Source organism: Rhizobium beringeri (genome assembly GCF_004306515.1).
Taxonomy (GTDB): Bacteria; Pseudomonadota; Alphaproteobacteria; order Rhizobiales; family Rhizobiaceae; genus Rhizobium; species Rhizobium beringeri.
In genome coordinates this window covers 418,762-442,492 of record NZ_SILG01000003.1, presented here as the reverse complement: position 1 = coordinate 442,492, position 23,731 = coordinate 418,762, and the positions used below count along the sequence as shown (strand labels likewise).

23 protein-coding genes are annotated in these 23,731 nt (G+C 62.7%); 9 read left to right on the top strand and 14 right to left on the bottom strand.

The window, feature by feature from the left end; genetic code table 11:
- Positions 1–36 precede the first annotated feature (36 nt).
- From ELH03_RS29590 to ELH03_RS29560, 8 genes are all read right to left on the bottom strand, one after another.
- Positions 37–492, bottom strand: a complete 456-nt coding sequence (locus ELH03_RS29590) for a PTS sugar transporter subunit IIA (RefSeq protein ID WP_128409984.1) — start codon at positions 490–492, stop codon at positions 37–39.
- A gap of 57 nt (positions 493–549) precedes the next feature.
- Entirely contained in the window at positions 550–1,242 is a 693-nt protein-coding gene (locus tag ELH03_RS29585) for a response regulator transcription factor (RefSeq protein ID WP_018246504.1), read from the bottom strand.
- On the bottom strand, positions 1,239–3,947 hold the full coding sequence (locus ELH03_RS29580) for a DUF4118 domain-containing protein (protein ID WP_130767142.1): 2,709 nt from the start codon (positions 3,945–3,947) through the stop codon (positions 1,239–1,241). The genes ELH03_RS29585 and ELH03_RS29580 overlap by 4 nt, the downstream gene beginning before the upstream one ends.
- A 114-nt stretch (positions 3,948–4,061) precedes the next feature.
- On the bottom strand, positions 4,062–4,631 hold the full coding sequence (gene kdpC, locus ELH03_RS29575; protein WP_130767141.1) for a potassium-transporting ATPase subunit KdpC: 570 nt from the start codon (positions 4,629–4,631) through the stop codon (positions 4,062–4,064).
- Between the two features lie 34 nt (positions 4,632–4,665).
- Positions 4,666–6,726: a potassium-transporting ATPase subunit KdpB gene (kdpB, locus tag ELH03_RS29570; protein ID WP_128404844.1), complete on the bottom strand. Its 2,061-nt coding sequence runs from the start codon at positions 6,724–6,726 to the stop codon at positions 4,666–4,668.
- Between the two features lie 44 nt (positions 6,727–6,770).
- Positions 6,771–6,926: a phosphoenolpyruvate carboxylase gene (locus ELH03_RS37605; protein WP_164902556.1), complete on the bottom strand. Its 156-nt coding sequence runs from the start codon at positions 6,924–6,926 to the stop codon at positions 6,771–6,773.
- Between the two features lie 9 nt (positions 6,927–6,935).
- Positions 6,936–8,639 (bottom strand): potassium-transporting ATPase subunit KdpA, encoded by a 1,704-nt coding sequence (gene kdpA / locus ELH03_RS29565; RefSeq protein ID WP_128404843.1) that lies wholly within the window; start codon positions 8,637–8,639, stop codon positions 6,936–6,938.
- Positions 8,640–8,708: 69 nt separating this feature from the next.
- Positions 8,709–8,798, bottom strand: a complete 90-nt coding sequence (locus tag ELH03_RS29560; RefSeq protein WP_003547774.1) for a K(+)-transporting ATPase subunit F — start codon at positions 8,796–8,798, stop codon at positions 8,709–8,711.
- A 491-nt stretch (positions 8,799–9,289) separates the two neighbouring features.
- Between ELH03_RS29560 and ELH03_RS29550 the strand changes: the two genes are divergently transcribed.
- The gene (locus tag ELH03_RS29550; protein WP_128404842.1) at positions 9,290–10,333 is read left to right on the top strand and encodes an NAD(P)-dependent alcohol dehydrogenase; all 1,044 of its coding nucleotides are present in this window, start codon (positions 9,290–9,292) and stop codon (positions 10,331–10,333) included.
- 15 nt (positions 10,334–10,348) lie between these two features.
- On the opposite strand, the gene ELH03_RS29545 is transcribed toward ELH03_RS29550, so the two are convergent.
- The 4 genes from ELH03_RS29545 to ELH03_RS29530 form a co-directional block, all read right to left on the bottom strand.
- Positions 10,349–10,918: a DedA family protein gene (locus ELH03_RS29545; RefSeq protein ID WP_128404841.1), complete on the bottom strand. Its 570-nt coding sequence runs from the start codon at positions 10,916–10,918 to the stop codon at positions 10,349–10,351.
- Positions 10,919–10,960: 42 nt separating this feature from the next.
- Complete coding sequence (locus ELH03_RS29540; protein ID WP_130767140.1) at positions 10,961–12,322, bottom strand: FAD-containing oxidoreductase; 1,362 nt, start codon at positions 12,320–12,322, stop codon at positions 10,961–10,963.
- The gene (locus ELH03_RS29535; protein WP_128404839.1) at positions 12,319–12,777 is read right to left on the bottom strand and encodes a DUF4126 family protein; all 459 of its coding nucleotides are present in this window, start codon (positions 12,775–12,777) and stop codon (positions 12,319–12,321) included. Before ELH03_RS29535 ends, ELH03_RS29540 begins: the two co-directional genes overlap by 4 nt.
- A gap of 91 nt (positions 12,778–12,868) precedes the next feature.
- Positions 12,869–14,056, bottom strand: coding sequence for an acyl-CoA dehydrogenase (locus ELH03_RS29530; protein WP_128409988.1), 1,188 nt, complete (start codon positions 14,054–14,056; stop codon positions 12,869–12,871).
- A 174-nt stretch (positions 14,057–14,230) separates the two neighbouring features.
- On the opposite strand from ELH03_RS29530, the gene ELH03_RS29525 reads away from it, so the two are divergent.
- Positions 14,231–14,569, top strand: a complete 339-nt coding sequence (locus ELH03_RS29525; RefSeq protein WP_011655128.1) for a cupin domain-containing protein — start codon at positions 14,231–14,233, stop codon at positions 14,567–14,569.
- A 52-nt stretch (positions 14,570–14,621) separates the two neighbouring features.
- On the opposite strand, the gene ELH03_RS29520 is transcribed toward ELH03_RS29525, so the two are convergent.
- Complete coding sequence (locus ELH03_RS29520; RefSeq protein ID WP_128404837.1) at positions 14,622–15,575, bottom strand: LysR family transcriptional regulator; 954 nt, start codon at positions 15,573–15,575, stop codon at positions 14,622–14,624.
- A 174-nt stretch (positions 15,576–15,749) separates the two neighbouring features.
- Between ELH03_RS29520 and ELH03_RS29515 the strand changes: the two genes are divergently transcribed.
- From ELH03_RS29515 to mmsB, 7 genes are all read left to right on the top strand, one after another.
- Complete coding sequence (locus ELH03_RS29515) at positions 15,750–16,955, top strand: ABC transporter substrate-binding protein (RefSeq protein WP_018246520.1); 1,206 nt, start codon at positions 15,750–15,752, stop codon at positions 16,953–16,955.
- Positions 16,956–16,960: 5 nt separating this feature from the next.
- The gene (locus ELH03_RS29510) at positions 16,961–17,743 is read left to right on the top strand and encodes an ABC transporter ATP-binding protein (RefSeq protein ID WP_128409990.1); all 783 of its coding nucleotides are present in this window, start codon (positions 16,961–16,963) and stop codon (positions 17,741–17,743) included.
- Entirely contained in the window at positions 17,743–18,444 is a 702-nt protein-coding gene (locus ELH03_RS29505; protein WP_128404835.1) for an ABC transporter ATP-binding protein, read from the top strand. Before ELH03_RS29510 ends, ELH03_RS29505 begins: the two co-directional genes overlap by 1 nt.
- Positions 18,445–18,448: 4 nt before the next feature.
- Complete coding sequence (locus tag ELH03_RS29500) at positions 18,449–19,336, top strand: branched-chain amino acid ABC transporter permease (protein WP_003547797.1); 888 nt, start codon at positions 18,449–18,451, stop codon at positions 19,334–19,336.
- A gap of 1 nt (position 19,337) precedes the next feature.
- Positions 19,338–20,327, top strand: a complete 990-nt coding sequence (locus ELH03_RS29495; protein WP_128409991.1) for a branched-chain amino acid ABC transporter permease — start codon at positions 19,338–19,340, stop codon at positions 20,325–20,327.
- Positions 20,328–20,465: 138 nt separating this feature from the next.
- Complete coding sequence (locus ELH03_RS29490; protein WP_130767139.1) at positions 20,466–22,061, top strand: GMC family oxidoreductase; 1,596 nt, start codon at positions 20,466–20,468, stop codon at positions 22,059–22,061.
- A 10-nt stretch (positions 22,062–22,071) separates the two neighbouring features.
- Positions 22,072–22,953 (top strand): 3-hydroxyisobutyrate dehydrogenase, encoded by an 882-nt coding sequence (mmsB, locus tag ELH03_RS29485; protein ID WP_128409993.1) that lies wholly within the window; start codon positions 22,072–22,074, stop codon positions 22,951–22,953.
- A gap of 15 nt (positions 22,954–22,968) precedes the next feature.
- On the opposite strand, the gene ELH03_RS29480 is transcribed toward mmsB, so the two are convergent.
- Positions 22,969–23,727 carry a fumarylacetoacetate hydrolase family protein gene (locus tag ELH03_RS29480; protein WP_130767138.1) on the bottom strand — a complete coding sequence of 253 codons (759 nt, stop codon included), beginning with the start codon at positions 23,725–23,727 and terminating at the stop codon, positions 22,969–22,971.
- Between the last annotated feature and the right edge of the window lie 4 nt (positions 23,728–23,731).

Sequence of the window (23,731 nt, the reverse complement as noted above, 5' to 3'; positions counted from 1 at the left end):
CTTCGGGCCGCGCCTTTTTTATTTAAAACAATGCCGTCACACCCGTGAATCGGCGATGAAATCGGAATAGAATTCGTCGACCGTTCTTGCCTTGCGCATGGCGGCAAGCGCGCCGTCCGATTGCAGCCGCCTGGCGATGGCGGAAAGCACGTTCAGATATTCGCCGCGATTATTTTCTCCGAAGAGCAGCACGAAGGCGATGTCGGTCGGGATATCGTCGATCGCCTCGAAATCCAACGGTTGGGCGAAGCGGAGGAGAAGGCCGCGCGGACTGGTCATGCCGTCGATCGCCGCATGCGGGATGGCAATGCCGTTGCCGATGCCGGTGGAACCGAGCTTCTCACGCGCTTCCAGCGCCTTCAGGATGATCTGGCCATCGACGGAGAAAGCCTTGGCGGCTTTGTCGGCTACGGTCTGCAGCGCGCGCCATTTGGTCGGCGCCGACACGCCGATGAAGGTGTGTTCCGGCCGGATGATGTTGGGAAGGTTCATGTCATTCTCGATGCTGTTCGGGCTCGATACTATTCGGGCAGCGGGAGGGAAGGGAGGTCAATCCGGTTCCCTGAGCCGGTAGCCGACGCCGGTCTCCGTGGTGATATAGTGCGGCTGGTCCGGAATCTGCTCGACCTTTTGCCGCAGTTGCCGGACGTAGACGCGCAGATACTGCACATCCGCCGCCGGCCCCCATACCTGCTTTAGAAGAAACTGGTGTGTCAGCACCTTGCCGGCATGCTGGGCGAGCACGCGCAGGATGTCGTATTCCTTCGGCGACAGCTTTATTTCCTGGCCGTCGACCTTGACGATGCGCTTGACGAGATCGATCGACAGCCCGCCGGTCTGGAAGATCGCCTTTTCGCCCTGTTGCTGCAGGCGGTGGCGCAGCGCCACGCGGATGCGGGCGCCGAGTTCGTTGATGCCGAAGGGCTTGGTGACGTAATCGTCGGCGCCGCTTTCCAGCGCCTTGACGATGCCGGCCTCGTCGGTGCGGCTGGACAGAATGACGACCGGCATGGAAAGGCCTTCGTCGCGCCACGCCTGCAGCAGGTCGTGGCCGGGGGTGTCGGGCAGGCCGAGGTCGAGCACGATGAGATCGGGCATGTCATCGGCGACCGACTGCCGGGCTGCGCTGGCGTTTGGCGCCTCGCGCACCTCGTAGCCCTGCGCGGTCAGGCCGACGCGAAGCAGCTTGCGGATTGGAGGCTCGTCGTCGACGACGAGGATTTTGACGGCTGAACCGGTCATCGGAGTTCATCCAGTTTCGGAATGTCGTTGGGTTTCGGAAGGCGGATGGTGAAGACGGCGCCCGGACGGCCCATCCGGTTGCCGGCGGTGATCGTACCGCCCATCGCCTCGATGAAGCCACGGCAGATGGAAAGGCCAAGGCCGGTGCCGGCGCGCACCTGATCTCCCTTGCGCACGCGGTAGAAGGTATCGAAGACGCGGTTAAGATCGGCCGGCGGAATGCCTGGGCCTTCGTCCGAAATCTGCACGAGGACGTTGTCGGCATCGGCCCAGCCCTCGATTTGGATCACCGATCCCTCGGGCGCGTATTTCGCGGCATTGTCAAGCAAGTTGAAGATCACCTGCTCGAACAGGACAGGATCGACGCGCACCATCGGCAGGTCGGCGGGAATGCTCATCTCGGTCTTGTGGCCGTCGAGGATCTTTGCGGCACGGCGAAGTGCGCTGCCGACGATATCGCCGGCATAATGCAGCGCATAGTTCGGCTCCATCGCGCCGGATTCGATCTTGGTCATATCGAGCAGGTTGGCGATGAAGCGGTTGAGGCGTTCGGATTCGTCGACGACGGTCGACAGCAGGTCGCTGCGGTCCTCCTCCGGCATCGAGGCGAAATAATCGCGCAGCGTGCCGGCGGCGCCGAGGATGGCGGCAAGCGGTGTCTTCAGGTCGTGCGAGATCGAAGTCAGCAGGGCCGAGCGCAACCGGTCTGCTTCGGCCCCAAGTCTTGCCCGGTCGACATCGGCGACGAGCTGGACGCGTTCGATGGCAAGGGCCGCCTGGTCGGCCAGCGCATCGAGCAGCCGCTGTTGCTCTGGCGTCAGCAGCGGTCCGTCGCGGCGGTCGCTGTCGAGGCCGATGACACCGACGGCGGTGCGCCCGGTTCTGAGCGGCACGTAGAGGCGTTTGGCGCCGGGCAAGGTATCGGCCCCGCGGCCAGCGGCGTGATTGTGTTCCCAGGCCCAGCGGGCGGCGGCAATATCGGCATCGTCGAGCGTGTCATCAGGCGGATAACCGGCCTTGACGGCGATGCTGCCCTCTTCCGGCAGCAACAGCACGACGCGGACCTTCAGCATCGAGGCGAGCTGGAAGGCGGTCGCCCAGAGCACATCATCGAGCGTGCCGGTGCCGGCGAGCTTTTTCGAGAAGAGATAAAGGTCTTCAGTCGTGCGCGCCCGCTGGCGGGCGGCGGCGGCCTGCCGCTGCACAGTCGCCGTCAGGTTGCTGGCGATGATGGCGACGCCCAGGAAGAAGAAGAGGGCGAGCACGCTTTCCGGATCGCTGATCGTCAGCGTGTAACGCGGCGGCAGGAAGAAGAAGTTGAAGGAAAGCGCACTGAGGATGCAGCTGTAGAGTGCCGGCCGCAGGCCGTGGAGGACGGCGGAGGTCAGCACCGCCATCAGGAAGACGAGGGCGAGGTTGCGCACGTCGAGCACCTGGTCGAGCACGACGCTGACGCCGAGCGCGATGGCGACATAAAAGGTTGCCAGCAGGTAGGCCCTGAAATCCAGTGGCGGCGCGGTGACGGCGGCCTTGACGCCCCGCGTGGTGGTGCCGTCCTTCTCACTGCCTGAAATGACGTGGACGCTGATCTCTCCGGCCCTGCGGATCAGTTCGTCGGTGATCGAGCGGCTCCACCAGTCGCGCCATGTCGGCTTCTTCGGGGCGCCGATGACGATGTGGGTGACGTTGTTGGCGGTGGCGTGACCGACGAGCTCTTCGGCGACCTCGCGGCCGGGAAGGGTGATCGCCTCGCCGCCGAGCTGCTCGGCAAGGCGCAGCGTCCATGCGACCGTGTCACGCTCGGCCTCGCTCAGATTGATCGAGCGGTTGGTCTCGATGTAGACGGCGGCCCAAGGCGCGCGCAGGCGCGAGGCCATGCGGGCGGCGTAGCGCACCAGTGACGCTGAGCGCGGATGGTGGTCGACCGAGACGAGAACGCGCTCGCTCGCCGCCCAGGGGCCTGATATGGCATGGGCCTGCATGTGGGTGAGCAACTGATCGTCGACGCGCTGGGCAGTTTTGCGCAGTGCGAGTTCCCTCAGCGCCGTCAGGTTGCCAGGGGTGAAGTAGTTGGTGAGCGCCCGCTCGGCCGTGCGCGCCATATAGACCTTGCCGTCATGCAGCCGCTTGATCAGATCATCCGGCGTCAGATCGATGATCTCGACGTCGTCGGCAAGGTCGATGATTGAGTCCGGCACCGTCTCGCGCACACGGATGCGGGTAATCTGTGAAACGACGTCGTTCAGGCTTTCGACGTGCTGGATGTTCAGCGTCGTATAGACGTCGATGCCGCGATCGAGCAATTCCTTGACGTCGAGATAGCGCTTCGGATGGCGGCTGCCCTCTGCATTGGTGTGGGCGAGTTCGTCGACCAGCACGAGATCCGGCCTGCGGGCGAGGATGCCGTCGAGGTCCATTTCCTCGAGCGGCCGGCCCTTGTAGCTGATTTCGACGCGGGGGATGATCTCGAAGCCGGCGACGAGCGCCTCGGTCTCCTTGCGGCCATGGGTCTCGACGACGCCGATGACGACATCGAGACCGTCGGCAATCTTGGCACGGCCGGAGACGAGCATCTCGTAGGTCTTGCCGACGCCAGGGGCGGCACCCAGAAAGATCTTCAGACGACCGCGCGACTCCGCCCGAGCTTTTTCGAGAAGCGCATCGGGCGAGGGCCTGCCGGCCTGATCGCGATTGTCGTCTGGCATGCGTATGGTCTTTCTGCAGATGGCTGCCGAGGACGGGCTACATCTCCCTATCCCTCGCCCCTGTGACGAGCGCAGGGATGAGGGAAGGAAAGGGGTGTGCCCAGCCTGCCAGGGTCACTCAGTCATAGAAGCATCAAGGCTCTGGTTCAACGCCAGAACATTGACTGTGGGTTCGCCGAGAATGCCGAGCTCGCGGCCTTGAACGGCGCCGTCGACCAGCGCCTTGACCTTGGCCTCATCAAGGCTTCGCGCCTTGGCAACACGCGCCACCTGGAAATAGGCAGCCTCCGGCGAGATATCAGGATCGAGGCCGCTGCCCGAAGCGGTCACAAGGTCGGCGGGCACTTCAGCCGTCGGGTTCGCCGCTTTCGCGGCGTTATAGTCGCCCTTGACGCGGTCGATCAGCTTCTGGCTGGTCGGGCCGAGGTTCGAGCCGCTGGAGGCGGCCGCATTGTAGCCGTCGCCGGCGGCCGAGGGACGGCTGTGGAAATACTTGTCGCTGGTGAAGGCCTGGCCGATCAGCGTCGAGCCGATCACCTGGCCATTCTTCTCGATCAGGCTGCCGTTCGCTTGGGCCGGGAACAGGGCCTGGGCAGCACCCGTCATGGCAAGCGGATAAAGCAGGCCGGTGATGGCGGTGGTGGCAACGATCATGACGACCGCCGGACGAAGTTCTTTCAACATTGTCTTACTCCTTCGAGTGTTCAGACGGGATCCGTCAGGCGAGGCCGAGGGCTGCGACAGCCATGTCGATCGCCTTGATGCCGATGAAGGGAACGATGATGCCGCCGCCACCGTAGATCAGCAGGTTGCGCGACAGCAGCGCGCCGGCGCCGATCGGACGGTAGCGGACACCCTTCAGCGACAGTGGGATCAGCGCGATGATGATCAGCGCGTTGAAGATGATCGCCGAGAGGATGGCGCTTTGCGGCGTCGAAAGCCCCATGATGTTCAGGACGCCGAGCTGCGGGTAGAAGGTCAGGAACATCGCCGGGATGATGGCGAAGTACTTGGCGATGTCGTTGGCGATCGAGAAGGTCGTCAGCGCGCCGCGCGTCATCAACAGCTGTTTGCCGATCTCGACGATCTCGATGAGCTTCGTCGGGTCCGAGTCGAGATCGACCATGTTGCCGGCCTCGCGGGCGGCGACCGTGCCGGTGTTCATGGCAACGCCGACATCGGCCTGGGCGAGCGCCGGCGCGTCGTTGGTGCCGTCGCCGCACATAGCGACGAGCTTGCCCTTCGACTGTTCTTCACGCATCAGCGCCAGCTTCATCTCCGGCGTCGCCTGGGCGAGGAAATCGTCGACGCCGGCCTCGGCGGCGATGGCGGCTGCCGTCAGCGGGTTATCGCCTGTGATCATCACGGTGCGGATGCCCATGCGACGCAGTTCGGTGAAGCGCTCGCGGATGCCGCCCTTGACGATGTCCTTTAGCTGGATGACGCCGAGCAGCCTGCCGTCGCGGGCAACGGCGAGCGGCGTGCCGCCTGATTTGGCGACCTCGTCGGCGATCGACTGCAATTCGCGGACGACCTCGCTGCCGTTTTTCGAGGAGGCATCGCCGTTGACATAGGTCAGCACGGCATCGACCGCACCCTTGCGGATCGAAGCGCCTTCGAGATCGACGCCGCTCATCCGGGTCTGGGCGGTGAAGGGCACGAAGGTGGCCTTGAGGCTTGCCATGTCGCGGCCGCGGATCGCGTATTTCTCCTTGGCAAGCACGACGATGGAGCGGCCCTCTGGCGTTTCGTCGGCAAGCGAGGCGAGCTGAGCGGCATCGGCAAGATCCTGTTCGGAAACACCACGAACTGGACGGAAGGTCGTCGCCTGACGATTGCCGAGCGTGATCGTGCCCGTCTTGTCGAGCAGCAGCGTGTCGACGTCGCCGGCGGCTTCGACCGCGCGGCCGGACATGGCGAGCACGTTGAAGCGGACGAGGCGGTCCATGCCGGCGATGCCGATCGCAGACAGCAGCGCACCGATCGTCGTCGGGATCAGCGTGACGAAGAGGGCGACGAGCACGATGATCGGGATCGAGCCGCCGGCATAAATGGCAAAGCTCGGGATCGTCGCCGTCGCAAGCACGAAGATCAGCGTCATACCGGCGAGCAGGATGTTGAGCGCGATCTCGTTCGGCGTCTTCTGGCGTTCGGCGCCTTCGACGAGCGCAATCATCCGGTCGATGAAGGTCGAGCCGGCAGCCGCGGTGATGCGCACGCGGATCCAGTCGGAGAGTACCTGCGTGCCGCCGGTGACGGCCGAGCGGTCGCCGCCGGATTCGCGGATGACAGGGGCGGATTCGCCTGTTATCGCCGCTTCGTTGACCGAGGCCACACCTTCAACGACTTCGCCGTCCGACGGGATGATGTCGCCTGCCTCGACGAGCACGAGGTCGCCGACCTTGAGACTGGTGCCCGGCACCATGCGGTAGCCGCTGCCGTTATTGGCGGTCAGCAGTTTGGCCTGGGTCTCGGTGCGGGCCTTGCGCAGCGAATCCGCCTGCGCCTTGCCGCGGCCTTCGGCGACGGCTTCGGCGAAATTGGCAAACAGCACGGTGAACCAGAGCCAGAGATTGATCTGGAACGAGAAGCCGAGATTGCCGTTGCCCGCCACAAGATCGCGCAGGAAGAGGACGGTGGTCAGCACCGAGACCGTGGCCACGACGAACATGACCGGGTTTCTGGCAAGCGCGCGGGGGTTGAGCTTCTTGAAAGCGGCGCCCACGGCCGGAATGAGGATGCGAGAATCCATGATGCTCGCGGATTTTGCCTGGCTCATAAGAGACTCCAGCTTTGAAACGAGGATGGCGAACCGGCAACCGGTCAGCCCTGTAGGATTTTGAAGACGGCGGCGATGACGAGGAGGCCTGCCATCATCACCAGGATGATGTCGGTGGCGCGGGCCGTCGGGCCATTCCCTCGTCCCAGCGCACCGGGACGAGGGTGGAAGGCGTTGCGAAGCCTGTCGCGCAGGATCATGGCATCACCTCAGAAGGTCTGGCCGGCGATCATGACCAGGTGCTCGACGACAGGGCCGAGCGCTAAGGCCGGGAAAAAGGTCAGGCCGCCGACGATCAGGATCGTGCCGACGAGCAGGCCGACGAAGAGCGGACCATCCGTCGGGAAGGTGCCTGCCGAGGCCGGAACCGACTTCTTGGCGATCAGCGAGCCGGCGATCGCAAGTGCGGGGATGATGACCAGGAAGCGGCCGGCGAGCATGCCGATGCCGAGGGTCACGTTGTACCAAGGCGTATTGCCCGTGAGACCGCCGAAAGCCGAGCCGTTGTTGGCCGCAGCCGAGGTATAGGCATAGAGGATTTCGGAGAAGCCGTGCGGGCCGGCGGTGCCGATCGAGGCGACGGCGCTTGGAAGCACCGTGGCGATCGCGGTGAAGACCAGCATGGCGAGCGGCAGGCAGAGAATGGCGAGAACGGCCATCTTCATTTCCTTCGCCTCGATCTTCTTGCCAAGATATTCCGGCGTTCGGCCGACCATCAGGCCGGCGACGAAGACGGCGACAATGATGAACAGCAGGATGCCGTAAAAGCCCGCGCCGACACCGCCGACGATGACTTCGCCGAGCTGCATGTTGATCAGCGGGACGAGGCCGCCGAGCGCGGTAAAGCTGCCGTGCATCGCATTGACGGCGCCGCACGAGGCCGCCGTGGTGATGACCGCAAAGAGCGAGGATAGGGCGACGCCGAAGCGAACCTCCTTGCCTTCCATATTGCCGCCACCCAGACCAAAGGCATGCATCAGCGGATTGCCGGCAGCTTCCGCCCAATAGGTGATGATGACGCCTGCGAGGAACAGCACGCCCATCGTGGCCAGGATCGCCCAGCCCTGGCGCTGGTTGCCGACCATGCGGCCGAAGACGTTGGTCAAAGCCGCACCAATCGCGAAGATCGACACCATCTGGATAAGATTGGAGATCGCGTCGGGATTTTCGAACGGATGGGCCGAATTGGCGTTGAAGAAGCCACCGCCGTTGGTGCCGAGCATCTTGATCGCAAGCTGCGAGGCGACGGGGCCGACGGCAATCGTCTGCTGCGCGCCTTCGAGCGTGGTCGCATTGGCATAGGGCCCGAGCGTCTGCGGCACGCCGAGATAGACGAAGACCAGTGTCAGCACGATGCAGATCGGCAACAGGATGTAGAAGGTGCCGCGGATCATATCGACCCAGAAGTTGCCGATCGCCTTGCCCGACGCGCGCGAGAAGGCACGGATGAAGGCGACAGCGATCGCCATGCCGGTCGCGGCCGACAAGAAGTTCTGCACCGTCAAACCGGCCATCTGGATCAGGTACGACATCGTGCTTTCGCCGCCGTAATTCTGCCAGTTGGTGTTTGTGGGAAAGCTGACGGCGGTGTTGAACGAAAGCTCCGGCGGGACGGCGGCCATGCCGGCCGGATTATAGGGCAGGATGTCCTGCAGGCGCAGCAGCGCGTAAAGCACGAGGATACCGAGCAGGTTGAACATCAGCATCGCGAAGGCATAGGAGGTCCAATGCTGCTCCTCGCGCTCGCTGGTGCCCGCAATACGGTAAAGCCCCCGTTCGATCGGAACGAGGACCGGGGAAAGGAATGTGCGCTCGCCATTGTAGACACGCGTCATGTAACCGCCGAGCGGTTTGACGAGCACGAGGACGATCCCGCAGTAAAGCAGGATCTGAAGCCATCCGTTGAGGGTCATTTGGGGTAACTTTCAATACCCGGCTGCTTCTCGGTCGCGCATGCGCGACCTCAGAAGCGCCAGTTCTCTTCAAAAGCGTTCTGGGCGAAGGAGAGCGTAGGTGAGATAAACCGTGAGAAACACGGTTACGGCACCGCTCAAGACATAATCGAGGGTCATCGTCGCTTCTCCTGTCAAAGCCTGTCGCAAGCTCGGGTGTAGGCAAAGCACAGCGCGAAGAATATGATCGCGGTGCCGAGTAGAATGATATCCATCATGATCGTGACTCCTGTTGTTCTTCTTGGAGTCAGACAAGACAAAGGGCGCTGGGAGGCCGCCTTTCATGCTTTCTGGCGTGGAGATGATCTTTTCGATCTCTCGGACATCAATATGGAACCGAAGTGCATAAAGGTTCGAGACGGACGACAGGCCATCTATATAAAAATCTTATAAATGCCCTTCCGAGGCCGCTCGCCATCGGACCCGGCTGGCGCTGTTTCCCGACGGGCCGTTGCCGGCACTGAGCCTCGGCAAGTCAGAGTGAGCATTTTTTCATTTGTTGAGCAAAAGCCTTCGCAATCTGGTTGAATTGGGAAGGCTTCGGGCCTTATAGTCAGCTTCGACGCTGCCCGATGGAGTCATGGGCAAGCCATTAGGGAAGGAAACCGATGATGACCAAAGTCCGTGCGCTTGTCCTCGAGCGCCAGCATGAGCTTGCGCTTCGTGATATCGATCTGCCGCTCGAAACCGGCCCCGGCGAGGTGAAGATCAGGATCCACACCGTCGGCGTGTGCGGTTCGGACGTGCATTATTACACCCACGGCAAGATCGGCCCCTTCATCGTCAACGCGCCGATGGTGCTCGGTCATGAGGCGGCGGGCACGGTGGTTGAGGTCGGCGCCGGCGTCACGCATCTGAAAGTCGGCGACCGCGTCTGCATGGAGCCTGGCATTCCCGATCCGAATTCCAAGGCAAGCCGGCTCGGCCTGTACAATATCGACCCGGCCGTGACCTTCTGGGCGACCCCGCCGATCCACGGCGTGCTGACGCCAGAGGTCGTGCATCCCGCCAATTACACCTTCAAACTACCCGACAATGTCAGCTTTGCCGAAGGCGCGATGGTCGAGCCCTTCGCCGTCGGTATGCAGGCGGCCGCCAAGGCGAAGATTACGCCGGGCGACACTGCCGTCGTCCTCGGCGCCGGGCCGATCGGCACGATGGTGGCGATCGCGGCTCTTGCCGGCGGCTGCGCCCGCGCGATCGTTGCCGATCTCGCCCAGCCGAAGCTCGATATCGCCGCGCAGTACCAGGGTGTCATTCCGGTCAATATCCGCGAGAAGAACCTGGTCGAAGAGGTCGGCCGACTGACCGACGGCTGGGGCGCCGATGTCGTCTTCGAATGCTCCGGTTCGCCGAAGGCTTGGGAGACGATCATGGCGCTGCCGCGCCCGGGTGGCGTTATTGTCGTCGTCGGCCTGCCGGTCAACCCGATCGGCTTCGACGTCTCAACGGCATCCACCAAGGAAATCCGCATCGAGACGGTGTTCCGCTACGCGCACCAGTATGAGCGCTCGATCGCGCTGCTCGGCTCGGGTCGCGTCGATCTGAAGCCACTGATTTCCGAGACCTTCACATTCGAAGATTCGATCAAGGCGTTCGATCGCGCCGTCGAGGCCCGGCCGAGCGACGTGAAGCTGCAGATCGTGATGGAATAGAGGCGCACAGCGCTTCTATGAGTGCCTCGCGCTCAGTTTCATCTTGCGAAAGGCAAGAGCCGCGCCTGCAACGACAGCCGCGGCTCCGACTGCGATTAGCAGATGGCGATGAAGCGGAAGGTGGCCCAATGTCTGTTGGATGCCGTGCCCGAACAAGTAACCGAGCGCCGTGAAAAGCTGCCCCCACACCAGCGCGGCTGCGGCATTCAGGATGATGAATTTACCGGTCGCTATTCGTGTTGTCCCGATGACGATCGGGCTGATCGTCCGCAACCCTACAAGAAAACGAAACGCAAGGATGAAGCCGGTCGGATATCTTTCCAGAAGCCGGGTTGCGCGGACGAGCGCCGGTCTTTCCATCAGCCGGCGGACGAGACCCCATCGAGCCGCATAACGGCCGGCGAAGAACCAGAACTGATCGCCCGCGAAGGATCCTGCCGTTGCAGCAAGCGACGCCGACCAATAGGTCAGCAGCCCGCGGTGGGAAATGACGCCGCCAAGGAAGGCGGCCGTTTCGCCTTCGAAGGCTGCACCCAGAAATATCGCCAACAGGCCGTAGTGCTCGATCAGCAGTTCGATAGACACTCAGCCCGCCTCCAGCTGTCGATTTCGAGCATCAGTTCATAGCTAAGCCGGCTTCAAATCCCCAAGCAGCGTCGGGATCAGCTCCGACACTGTCGGATGGATCGGCACCGACCATTGCAGTGCGGGATAGGTTGTTCCTGCATTCATCGCGTCTATGATGCCGTGGATCACCTCGTCGCCTTCAATGCCCAGGATCGCCGCGCCGAGAATTTTCTTAGTCTCGGCGTCGGCGATCACCTTCATGAAGCCCTTGGTCTCGCCGCGCTCGTTGGCGCGGCCGACGCGGCTCATCGGCCGGGTTGAGATCATGATCTTGCGTCCGGAGGCACGCGCCTGCTTCTCCGTCATTCCGACGCGGCCAAGCGGCGGGTCGATATAAAGCGCATAGGCCAGGATGCGGCTCGAGACCTTGCGATCGTCGCCGTCGAGCAGATTGGCGGCGGCGATCTCGAAATCATTGTAGGAGGTGTGGGTGAAGGCGCCGTAGCCGTTGCAGTCGCCGAGCGCCCAGATGCCCTCGACATTGGTGGCGAGCTTGTCGTCGACGGTGATATAGCCGTGCTTGTCGGTGATGACGCCGGCGGCATCGAGGCCGAGATCGTCGGTGTTCGGCTTGCGACCAGTGGCGATCAGTACATGGCTCGCATCGATCCTCGCTGAATCGGTGGCGACCGTTATTGCGTCGCTGCTTCTGGCGAAGGCGATGTCGCTGACGCCGGTATGAATGTCGATGCCTTCCGAGCGCAGGACATCGGCGATCGCGTCTGAAATATCCTCGTCCTCGCGCGATGCGAGCTTCGGGCCATGCTCGATGACGCTGACTTCGGCGCCGAAGCGGCGATACATCTGCGCGAATTCCAGCCCGATATAACTGCCGCCGATCACGGCCAGATGCCGGGGCAGCGTGTCGAGATGGATGATCGAGGTGCTGGTGAGGTAATCGATATCGTTGATCCCCGGCAGGTCGGGGATGACCGGCCGCGCGCCGACATTGAGGAAGATGCGCGGCGCGGTCAGCGTCTCGCCGTTGACGCTGACGGTCTTCGGGTCCTCGAAACGGGCATGGCCGTAGATCACGGTCATGCCGTCCATGCCGGCGAACCAGCCGATCAGGCCGTTGCGGGCATTCATGGTCACGGTTTCGGCACGGGCCCTGACCACCTTCATGTCGATGGCGATCTCACCCGGAATATTGACGCCGTAAACGGCGCCGTTTCTCGCGACATAGGCGGCGCGGGCGCTGGCGACCAGCGTCTTCGTCGGCATGCAGCCGGCATTGACGCAGGTGCCGCCGAGGAACTTGCGCTCGATCAGCGCCACCTTCATGCCCTTTTCGACCATGCGGGCGGCGAGGAAGGGGCCGGCTTGGCCGCCCCCGATGACGATGGCGTCGAAGCTCTTCATGACACAGCCACGATCAGCAGCGCGCCGATGACGGCAACGGCATCTTCGATGAGAGCGGCCGGCAGATCCTTACCGAAGGAGGCGGCAAGCCTGCCGCGGACGGCGGCGCCTCCATATGTGCCGATGATGGCGCCGATCACCCCGGCGATCAGCCCGCCGAACAGCAGGCCGCTGGCGGCACCGATCGTGGCACCGGCCAGCGCGCCCGTGACAATGCGGGCGCCGAACTGCACCGGCACCTTGCGCGACGGCGTGGACGGTAGCTGGTCGGTGATTAGTTCGACGACGGCGAGAAGCGTGAAGATCCAGGGCGTCCACTTGTAACCCATGAAGGCCAGCGGCGTCTGCGAGACATCAAACCAGCCAAGCGCCGCGCCCCAGGCGACGGCGGCCGGCGCCGTCATGGCGCGAAGCCCGGCAATGACACCAATCAGCAATGCAAGAAGCAGAAACATGCGGCGATCCCCTTTTTGCCGGCTCTTGCCGTCGTCAGGGAAGGTTGCACATTGTCAGGCGCGTGGCAATTCGCCTTCCCCGGCAGCCGGCCTAGTTTGCAAAGGCAGCGATGCCGGTGATCGCCCGGCCGACGATCAGCGCGTGGATGTCGTGGGTGCCCTCATAGGTGTTGACCACTTCGAGGTTGACGAGGTGACGGGCGATGCCGAATTCGTCGGAGATGCCGTTGCCGCCAAGCATGTCGCGGGCCGCCCGCGCAATCTCTAGTGCCTTGCCGCAACTGTTGCGCTTGAGGATCGAGGTCAACTCCACCGGTGGATGGCCTTCCTCCTTCATGCGGCCAAGCCGCAGGCAGCCCTGAAGGCCGAGCGAGATCTCCGCCACCATGTCGGCGAGCTTCTTCTGGATCAGCTGGTTGGCAGCAAGCGGACGGCCGAACTGCTTGCGCTCCAGCGTATATTGCCGGGCTCTCGCATAACAATCCTCGGCAGCACCGAGCGCGCCCCAGGCGATGCCGAAGCGGGCCGAGTTAAGGCAGGTGAACGGTCCCTTGAGGCCGGTCACATCAGGCAGAAGGTTTTCTTCAGGCACGAAGACCCCGTCCATCACCACTTCGCCGGTGATCGAGGCACGTAAGCCCACCTTGCCGTGGATGGCGGGAGCCGAAAGCCCTTTCCAGCCCTTTTCGAGGATGAAGCCGCGGATGAGGTCATCCTCGGTCTTTGCCCAGACGACAAAGACATCGGCGATCGGCGCGTTGGAGATCCAGGTCTTTGAGCCGGTCAGGCTGTAGCCGCCGTCGACCTTCTTGGCGCGTGTCGCCATCGAGCCGGGGTCGGAGCCGTGATCGGGTTCGGTCAAGCCGAAGCAGCCGATCCATTCGCCGGTGGCGAGTTTCGGCAGGTATTTCAGCTTCTGCGCCTCGGAGCCGAAGGTTTCGATCGGCACCATCACGAGTGAGGACTGCACGCTCATCATCGAACGATAGCCACTGTCGACCCGTTCGACTTCGCGGGCGATCAGGCCGTAGGCGACATAACCGAGGCCGGCGCCGCCATAATCCGGCGAGATCGTCGGGCCGAGCAGGCCGAGTTCGCCCATTTCGCGGAAGATCTCAGGATCGGTCTTTTCATTGCGGAAGGCGTCGAGAACACGGGGCGCAAGCTTTTCCTGCGCATAGGCGTGGGCGGTGTCCTGCACCATGCGCTCTTCACTGGTCAGCTGCTCCACCAGCCGGAACGGATCGGCCCAGTCGAAAACTTCGCGCGTATGCTGCATGGCCGCGTCTCCTCATCCCGGTTCTGGCTTGCCTCGCTTAAGTTGGCCATAGACCCGCCAGCCCATCGCGTCAACAGAAGGCGGCAGTCTCGAAAAGACCGGCCGCGCCATCTTTTCAAAAGCGTCGGCATGATCCACTTTGCCCGCGATCGATTCTGGAACGAGGAGGCGGAAATGTCGTCAAGCGATCTGTTCGTATCGGCCGAAGGCGCCGAATGGGTCAATCCCGAGCCCGGCGTCGTCAGGCGCATCATGACCTATCTGCCCGAGATGATGATGGTGGAAGTGGCTTTCGAAAGCGGCGCCGTGGGTGCGGCCCATTCGCATCCGCACATCCAGGCCAGCTACGTCGCCGAAGGCAGTTTCGAAGTGACGATCGATGGCCGGACCGAGGTGCTCAAGCAGGGCGGCAGCTTCATCGTGCCCCCCAATCTGGTCCATGGCGTCAAGGCGCTCGAAAAGGGCCGGCTGATCGATGCATTCACCCCGCACCGGGCCGAATTCCTGAAGTAACCAGAGCATGATGCCGAAAACTGTATCGGTTTCGGACGGCATCATGCTCTAATTAAACATCCGCTCTTGTCCGGCGCGCCGGACCGGCAGCCGTGACATAGGGCGGCACGAAGCGCGCATCTTCGCCGCGCACCGCCTCGCGCAGGAAATCGATGACGGCGCGCACGCGTGGCGCCTGTTTCAGGTCGCGATGGCAGGTGATCCAGTAATGGCGCTTGAGGTCGATCTCGTCTGGTAGCACGCGCACCAGTTCGGGATAACGGCTGGCGAAGAAATAGGGCAGGATGCAGAGGCCGAGGCCGTTTCTGGTGGCGGTGAGCTGTGCGAAGATGCTGGAGCTCTGGAACTGCGGCTTGATGCGCGGGTGCACATCGCCCAGATAATCCAGGCCCGGCGCGAAAATCATCTCCTCGATATAGCTGACGAAGGGATGCTCAAGCAGGTCTTCGCGGCAGGTGATCGGCGCGGCCTTCGCCAGATAGTCGCGCGAGCCATAGATCTGCAGATGATAATCGGTCAGCTTCTCGGCAAAATACGGCCCGCCCTTCGGCTCATCGAGCACGACGGAAAGATCGGCCTCCTTGCGCGACAGCGACATGATCTGCTGGATCGTCACCAGTTCGAGCGAGAGATGCGGATGCTGGGCGGCAAACTGCGGCAGCACGGTTGCGAAGAAGAAATTGGCAAAACCCTCCGGCGCGCTCAGTCGCACCAGGCCGCGCTGCGCCATCGAGCCGGCGGCGAGGTCGGCGCGCAGCCGCTCGGTCTCCTGCTCCATCTTCTCGGCCGTCTCGACGAAGCGCGTGCCCATGGCGGTCAGCACGTAGCCGCGCGGATTGCGCTCGAACAGCTTGACCTTGAGGGTGAACTCCAGCCGGTCGATGCGGCGCGAGACGGTGGCATGGCTGGAGCGCAGTTGGCGGGCCGCCGTCGACAGCTGTCCAGTGCGGGCGACGGCTAGAAAAAACTGCAGATCGTCCCAAGTAAACTGCGGTGGATTGTTCATCGCGGTCCCCTCTGTTCAAAAACGAACAGATACTGTTTGGAATTAGTTGTAAATCACCCGTTGCCTCAGGGCGGAATTTCCGTGATCGTAAGGTGAGGGTCCGTCGTTCTGAGGAGTGCGGCTGGCCAAATTTGAACAGATCCGCAATCTGGCCAATCTCTGGGAGGAGATCATATGCGAAAGAATCTCATTGCATCAGTTGCATTTCTGCTTGCAAGCAGCACAGCGGTGCTCGCGCAGAGCGCGACCGACGGCAAGGTCAAGATCGGCATCCTGAACGACCAGTCGGGTGTCTATGCCGATTTCGGCGGCAAGTCCTCCGTCGAAGCCGCCAAGATGGCGGTCGAGGATTTCGGCGGCAAAGTCCTGGGTGTTCCAGTCGAGATCGTCGATGCCGACCACCAGAACAAGCCTGATATCGCCTCCAACATCGCCCGCCAGTGGTACGACACTGAGCAGGTGGATGCGATCATGGAACTGACGACCTCGTCGGTGGCGCTCGCCGTGCAGGCGATCGGCAAGGAGAAGAAGAAGATCGACATCGTCACGGGTGCTGCGACGACTGATCTCACCGGCAAGGCCTGCTCGCCTTATGGTTTCCATTGGGCCTATGACACGCATGCACTCGCCGTCGGCACCGGCGGCGCACTCGTCAAGCAGGGCGGCGACAGCTGGTTCTTCCTGACCGCCGACTATGCCTTTGGTTATTCACTGGAGCAGCAGACCAGCGATTACGTCAAGGCAAGCGGCGGCAAGGTCGTCGGCGCCGTCCGCCATCCGCTCTCGACCCAGGACTTCTCGTCCTTCCTGTTGCAGGCGCAATCATCCGGCGCCAAGGTGATCGGCCTTGCCAATGCCGGCCTCGACACCTCGAACGCCATCAAGCAGGCGGCCGAATTCGGCATCACCCAGGGCGGCCAGCATCTGGCGGCGCTGCTTTTCACACTGGCTGAAGTCCATGGTCTCGGCCTCGAAGCGGCTCAAGGGTTGACGCTGACGGAAGGTTTTTACTGGAATCGCGACGACGAAAGCCGCGCCTTCGCCAAGAAGTTCTTCGCCCGCACCGGCAAGATGCCGAATATGATCCACACCGGCACCTATTCGGCAGTGACGCAATATCTGAAGGCGGTGGAGAAGGCCGGCACCGACGAGACGGAAGCCGTCGCCAAGCAGCTGCATGAAATGCCGGTCGATGACGTCTTCGGCCGCGGCGGCACAGTCGGCGCCAATGGCCGCATGATCCATGACATGTACCTGCTGCAGGTCAAGAAGCCTTCCGAAAGCAAGGAGCCGTGGGATTATTTCAACGTGCTCGCCACCATTCCCGGCAAGGAAGCCTATATCGATCCCGCCAAGAGCGGCTGCGATCTGGTGAAGTAAGCACGATGGCGGTTTCCGCAATTGAAACTCACGAAAAGCCGCGGGTGGTCTTGTCCGCCCGCGGCCTGCGCCGTGATTTCGGCGGCTTCACCGCCGTCAAGAATGTCGATCTCGACGTGCATGACGCAAGCGTGCATGCGCTGATCGGCCCGAACGGCGCCGGCAAGACCACAGTCTTCAACCTGTTGACGAAATTCTTGCAGCCGACGGCGGGCACCATCACGCTGATGGGCGTCGACATCACGAAGACGCCGCCCGACAAGGTGGCGCGCATGGGACTGGTGCGCTCTTTCCAAATCTCGGCGGTCTTCCCGCACCTGAGCGTTCTCGACAATGTCCGTGTGGCGCTGCAGCGGCCGAACAATCTTTCCACGCAGTTCTGGCGGCCGATTTCGGCGCTCGACCGGCTGAACGAGCGCGCCGAGCAACTGCTGGCCAGCGTCGGGCTTTCCAAGGAGCGCGATCACATCGCCGCCGATCTTTCCTATGGCCGCAAGCGCGTGCTGGAAATCGCCACCACGCTGGCGCTCGATCCCAAAGTGCTGCTGCTCGACGAGCCGATGGCCGGCATGGGGCAGGAGGATGTCGGCGTCGTCTCATCGATTATCCGCGAGGTCGCCCGTGAGCGGGCGGTGCTGATGGTCGAACACAATCTCTCCGTCGTCGCCAATATCTGCCAGCATGTCACCGTGCTGCAGCGCGGCGAAATCCTCGCCGAGGGCGATTATGCGACCGTCAGCCAGGATGAGCGCGTACGCGTGGCCTATATGGGTACGGAGGAGCATTGATGGCCGCTCTCCTCGAAGTCCAGGGGCTCAATGCCTGGTACGGCGAAAGCCATATCCTGCACGGCGTCGATATGCGCGTCGGTGAAGGCGAGACGATCACCATTCTCGGCCGCAACGGCGTCGGCAAGACGACAACGCTGCGCACCATCACCGGCATCGTGCGTGCCCGTAAGGGCAAGATCAGCTTTGCCGGCAGCGATATGATGCAGGTGCCGCTGCACAAGACGGCGCATCGGGGCATCGGCTTCGTGCCGGAGGAGCGCGGCATCTTCTCGACGCTCACCGTTTCGGAAAACCTGCTGCTGCCGCCTGTCGTGGCAAGCGGTGGGATGACGCTCGACGAAATCTACGAGCTCTTCCCCAATCTCTATGAGCGCCGCGGCAGTCCGGGCACCAAGCTTTCCGGCGGCGAGCAGCAGATGCTGGCGATCGCCCGAATCCTACGCACCGGCGTCAGGCTGCTCATTCTCGACGAACCGACGGAGGGGCTTGCCCCCGTGATCGTCCAGCGCATCGGCGAGGTGCTGAAGACGCTGAAGGAGCGCGGCATGACGATCCTGCTCGTCGAGCAGAACTTCCGTTTCGCCAGCCGTATTGCCGATCGCTTCTATCTGATGGATCATGGGCAGATGGTGTCGGAATTCCCGGTCGGTGAACTGCCGCAGCGCATGGATACGCTGCACAAAGTTCTGGGAGTGTGACCAGATGACGATGATCTTCGGCATTCCCCTGCAGGCGCTGTTCGGCCAGCTGCTGATCGGCCTGATCAACGGCTCGTTCTACGCGCTGCTCAGCCTCGGCCTCGCCATCATCTTCGGCCTGCTGCGGGTGATCAACTTCGCCCATGGCGCGCAATATATGCTCGGCGCCTTCGTCGCCTACCTGCTGCTGACCTATGCCGGCATCGGCTACTGGCCGTCGCTGATCCTGGCGCCCGTTATTGTCGGCCTTGCCGGCGCTATTATCGAGCGGCTCTTCCTGCGCCGGCTCTACGATCTCGATCCGCTCTACGGCCTGCTCTTCACCTTCGGGCTGGCGCTCGCGGTCGAGGGCACCTTCCGCTATCTCTACGGCTCTTCCGGCCAGCCCTATGCGACGCCGGCAGCGCTTGCCGGCGGCGCCAACCTCGGCTTCATGTTCCTGCCGATCTATCGCGGCTGGGTGGTGGTCGTCTCGCTTGTCGTCTGCCTCGGCACCTGGCTGCTGATCGAGAAGACCAAGCTCGGCGCCTATCTCCGCGCCGCTACGGAAAACGCCGTGCTGGTGCAGGTGTTCGGCGTCAACGTGCCGGTGCTCTTGACGCTCACCTACGCGCTCGGCGCGGGTCTTGCCGCCTTTGCCGGCGTGCTGGCGGCGCCGATCTACCAGGTCTCGCCGCTGATGGGATCGAACATGATCATCGTCGTCTTCGCCGTGGTCGTCGTCGGCGGGATGGGATCGATCATGGGCGCGATCATCACCGGTTATGTGCTCGGCATCGCCGAGGGCCTGACCAAGGTCTTCTATCCCGAGGCTTCCAACATCGTGATCTTCGTCATCATGGCGATCGTGCTTCTCATCAGGCCCGCGGGCCTCTTCGGACGGGATGCTTGACATGGCTGACGTCACCGAAACCATCCGAACGGAAAAAAACCGAACCGCCCTTTCGGTGCAGGCGGGTTTTCTGCTGGCGGGCTTGCTGCTTCTGCTGTTGGCGCCGTTTTTCTTCTATCCGATCTTCCTGATGAAGCTGCTCTGCTTCGCGCTCTTTGCCTGCGCCTTCAACCTGCTGCTCGGCTATACCGGCCTGCTTTCCTTCGGCCACGCCACCTTCTTCGGGGGAGCGGCCTATTTCACCGCCTATACGGTGAAGACATGGGGCCTGCCGCCGGAACTCGGCATTCTGATCGGGGTGGTGGGTGCGGCGTTTCTCGGCCTGGTCATGGGTTTCTTCGCCATCCGCCGTCAGGGCATTTATTTCGCGATGATCACGCTGGCGCTGTCGCAGATGTTCTTCTTCTTCTGCCTGCAGGCGGAGTTCACAGAAGGCGAGGACGGCATCCAGTCCGTGCCGCGGGGCCATCTCTTCGGCTTTATCGATCTGAACAGCTCGACCAACATGTATTATTTCGTGCTGGCTGTTTTCATCATTGGCGTCTTGATCATCTGGCGCTTCATCAATTCACCCTTCGGCATGATCCTGAAATCGATCCGCGAAAATGAGCAGCGGGCGATCTCGCTCGGTTATTCCGTAGCGCGCTACAAGCTCGGCGCTTTCGTCATGTCGGCAGCGCTTGCGGGGCTCGCGGGTGCGGTGAAATCGATCGTCTTCCAGTTTGCCACGCTGACCGACGTCGCCTGGCAGATGTCGGGCGAGGTGATCTTGATGACGCTGCTTGGCGGCATCGGCACGCTGATCGGCCCGCTTTTCGGCGCCGGGCTGGTGGTGGCGCTGGAAAACTACCTGGCCACATCGGAATTCCCGGTGACGATCATCACCGGCATCGTCTTCATGGTCTGCGTGCTGATCTTCCGCCGCGGCATCATCGGCGAATTCTACGCCTCGCGGCTGGGGCGGAAACTGGGCTTCGTCTATCGCCGCTGAACGGGCGGACCTCTCTTTTTCCGGGAAAGAATCTCTCTTCCCCCGGGGAAAGAGACGGGCAGCGGCGCTGCGACTCTTCCTCTCCCCGTGCTGCGGGGAGAGGGAAGCGGCAAGCATCTGGAGTTTCGTGCAGGGCACATGGATCGCTACGACTACATCATCATCGGGGCAGGCAGCGCCGGCTGCGTGCTCGCCAACCGGCTGTCCGCCGATGGCAGGAGCCGGGTGCTGCTGCTCGAAGCCGGCGGCAGCGACAACTACCATTGGATCCATATTCCGGTCGGTTATCTCTATTGCATCAACAATCCGCGGACCGACTGGTGCTTCACCACGGCGCCGGAGGCGGGGTTGAACGGCCGGGCGCTGAGCTATCCGCGCGGCAAGGTTCTCGGCGGCTGTTCGTCGATCAACGGTATGATCTACATGCGCGGCCAGGCGCGCGATTACGACCTCTGGCGGCAGATGGGCTGCAGCGGCTGGGGCTGGGACGATGTTCTGCCCTTCTTCCGCAAGTCCGAGGATTTTTATCGCGGCGAAGACGAGATGCATGGTGCCGGCGGCGAATGGCGCATCGAGAAGGCGCGTGTGCGCTGGGCCGTGCTCGATGCCTTTCAGCAGGCGGCCAGGGAAGCAGGCATCCCTGAGACTGCGGATTTCAACCGCGGCAGCAACGAAGGTTCCGGCTATTTCGACGTCAACCAGCGTTCCGGCATCCGCTGGAACACCTCGAAGGCCTTCCTGCGCCCGGCGATGAAACGCTCCAACCTGACCGTCCTGATCAAGGCACAGGTCCGGCGGCTGCTGGTGGAGGAGGGGGCCGTTGCCGGAGTTGAATTCCAGCATGGTGGCGTGGCGAAACGCGCCTATGCCACGAAAGAAACCGTCCTTTCGGCCGGTTCGATCGGTTCGCCGCATATACTGGAACTGTCAGGCATCGGCCGGGGCGATGTTCTCAGCCAAGCGGGTGTCGATGTCGTCACCGAGGTGAAGGGTGTCGGCGAGAACCTGCAGGACCATCTGCAACTGCGCCTGGCCTATAAGGTCACGGGCGTTCCGACGCTGAACGAGAAGGCGACCAAGCTGATCGGCAAGGCGGCGATCGGGCTCGAATATCTCGTCCGCCGCTCCGGGCCGATGGCGATGGCGCCGAGCCAGCTCGGTATCTTCACCCGATCGGGTCCGGACCGGGAGACGCCGGACTTGCAATATCACGTGCAGCCGGTGTCGCTGGAGAAGTTCGGCGACCCCGTCCATCCTTTCCCGGCGATCACCGCGAGCGTCTGCAATCTCAGGCCGGAAAGCCGAGGATCGGTGCACCTGTCCAGCCCGGATTTTGCCGCCCAGCCGACGATCAGCCCGAAATACCTCTCGACGCAGCGCGATCGTGACATAGCTGTCCGTTCAATACGGTTGACGCGCAGGATCGTCGCGCAGCCTTCATTTGCCCGTTTCAGGCCGGAGGAATTCAAGCCGGGGCCTGCCTATCAGACGGAGGCCGATCTGGAGCGGGCGGCGGGCGATATCGGCACGACGATCTTCCATCCCGTCGGCACCTGCCGCATGGGCGCCGACAGGGACAGTGTCGTCGATCCCAGGCTGAGATTCCGCGCGCTCGGCAAGCTGAGGATCGCCGACGCCTCGGTGATGCCGTCGATCACCTCGGGCAATACCAATTCGCCGACGATCATGATCGCCGAAAAAGCGGCAGCAATGATCCTCGAAGACAATCGATAGGGAGAAGACCATGGCAAGGATCGCATTCATCGGGCTTGGCAACATGGGCGGGCCGATGGCGGCCAATCTGGTCAAATCAGGTCATGAAGTCTTTGGCTTCGACCTTGCGGCGTCGGTGCTGAAGGCGGCCGAGGAGAGCGGCGTCAAACCGGCAAGTCATGCCAGCCAGGCGGTCAAGGACGCGGAGATCATCATCACCATGCTGCCGCAGGGCAGACACGTGCTGACCGCCTGGACCGATATCCTGCAGTCGGCGGCGCAAGGCACGCTGGTCATCGATTGTTCGACCATTGACGTCGACAGCAGCCGCAAGGCGCATGAGATGGCCAAGGCCGCAAGCTGCCTGTCGCTCGACGCTCCCGTCTCCGGCGGCACGGGCGGGGCGACTGCTGGCACGCTGACCTTCATGGCCGGCGGCTCGGAAGAGGCCTTCGCCAAGGCCAAGCCGATCCTGGAGGCGATGGGAAAAAAGATCGTCCATTGCGGCGAGGCCGGCGCCGGCCAGGCGGCGAAGATCTGCAACAATATGATCCTCGGCATTTCGATGATCGGCGTCTGCGAGGCCTTCGTGCTCGCCGAGAAACTTGGTCTCTCGCATCAGGCGCTGTTCGACGTCGCCTCGACCTCGTCGGGCCAGTGCTGGTCGATCAATACCTATTGCCCGGTGCCCGGGCCGGTGCCGACTTCGCCTGCGAATAATGACTACAGACCGGGTTTTGCGGCGGCACTTATGCTGAAGGATCTCAGGCTTTCGCAGGAGGCGGCGCTGACCAGCGGCGCCTCCACGCCGCTCGGCGCGGAAGCAGCACAGCTTTTCGCGCTCTTCGAGAAGCAGGGCAATGGCGGAAGGGATTTTTCCGCCATCATCGAGATGTTTCGCGAGAAGGCGTAAGCGGCACGGAGTCAATCAAGCCTTCGATACCGAGAAGCTGAGCCTGCTGTTGCCGAGTTCGATGCCGATCGCACCGGGTTCGGTCAGTTCGATCGCGCCGCTCAACGTGCCTGTGGTGATGAGCGCACCTGACTTCAGCGATGTCTCGGGGCGCAAGCCGTCATTGGCGTAATCGACGAGCCAGGTGAGAACATCGCCCTTCGGATGCTGTGCCGGACCATCATAGATCGTGCGGCCGGCATGGGTGACCTTGAGCGGCGTTCCGCCGACGGTGTCGACAACGCTTTTTTCGAGCTTCGGACCGAGCACATAGCCACTATTGCCGAGGCGGTCGGCGACGAATAGCAGAAAGGAAACGCTGCCGCTTTCCCTAACTGCGCTCACCAGCAGCTCGGCGCCGAGATAGACCGCGGAGATCGCCTCGACCACGTCGGCGCGGCTGTAGGGAACGCCTGTGCGGACCGGCAGATCACTGCCGAGACGGACGGCGATCTCGGTTTCGAATTTCAGGCCCGGATACCAGGGAATATCAGCGCCGGTGACGGCTTCGGCATAGGGATGCAGCGGAGCGGTGACCGCCTGGCCCTGCGGTGAGACCGTCACCTTCCAGGCATTGCTGGAAATACCGTCTGCAGCGGTGAGCAAATTCTGCACCTCCATCGCCTGAGGGAGATCGGCTGGCAGCGCGAAACTGTCCGTTGCCTCCTGCCTGCCGGCCTCGCGCAGGCTGTGAAGCCTGGCTGCGACCGTGCGCGGATCGAATGTCTCTGTCATGCTA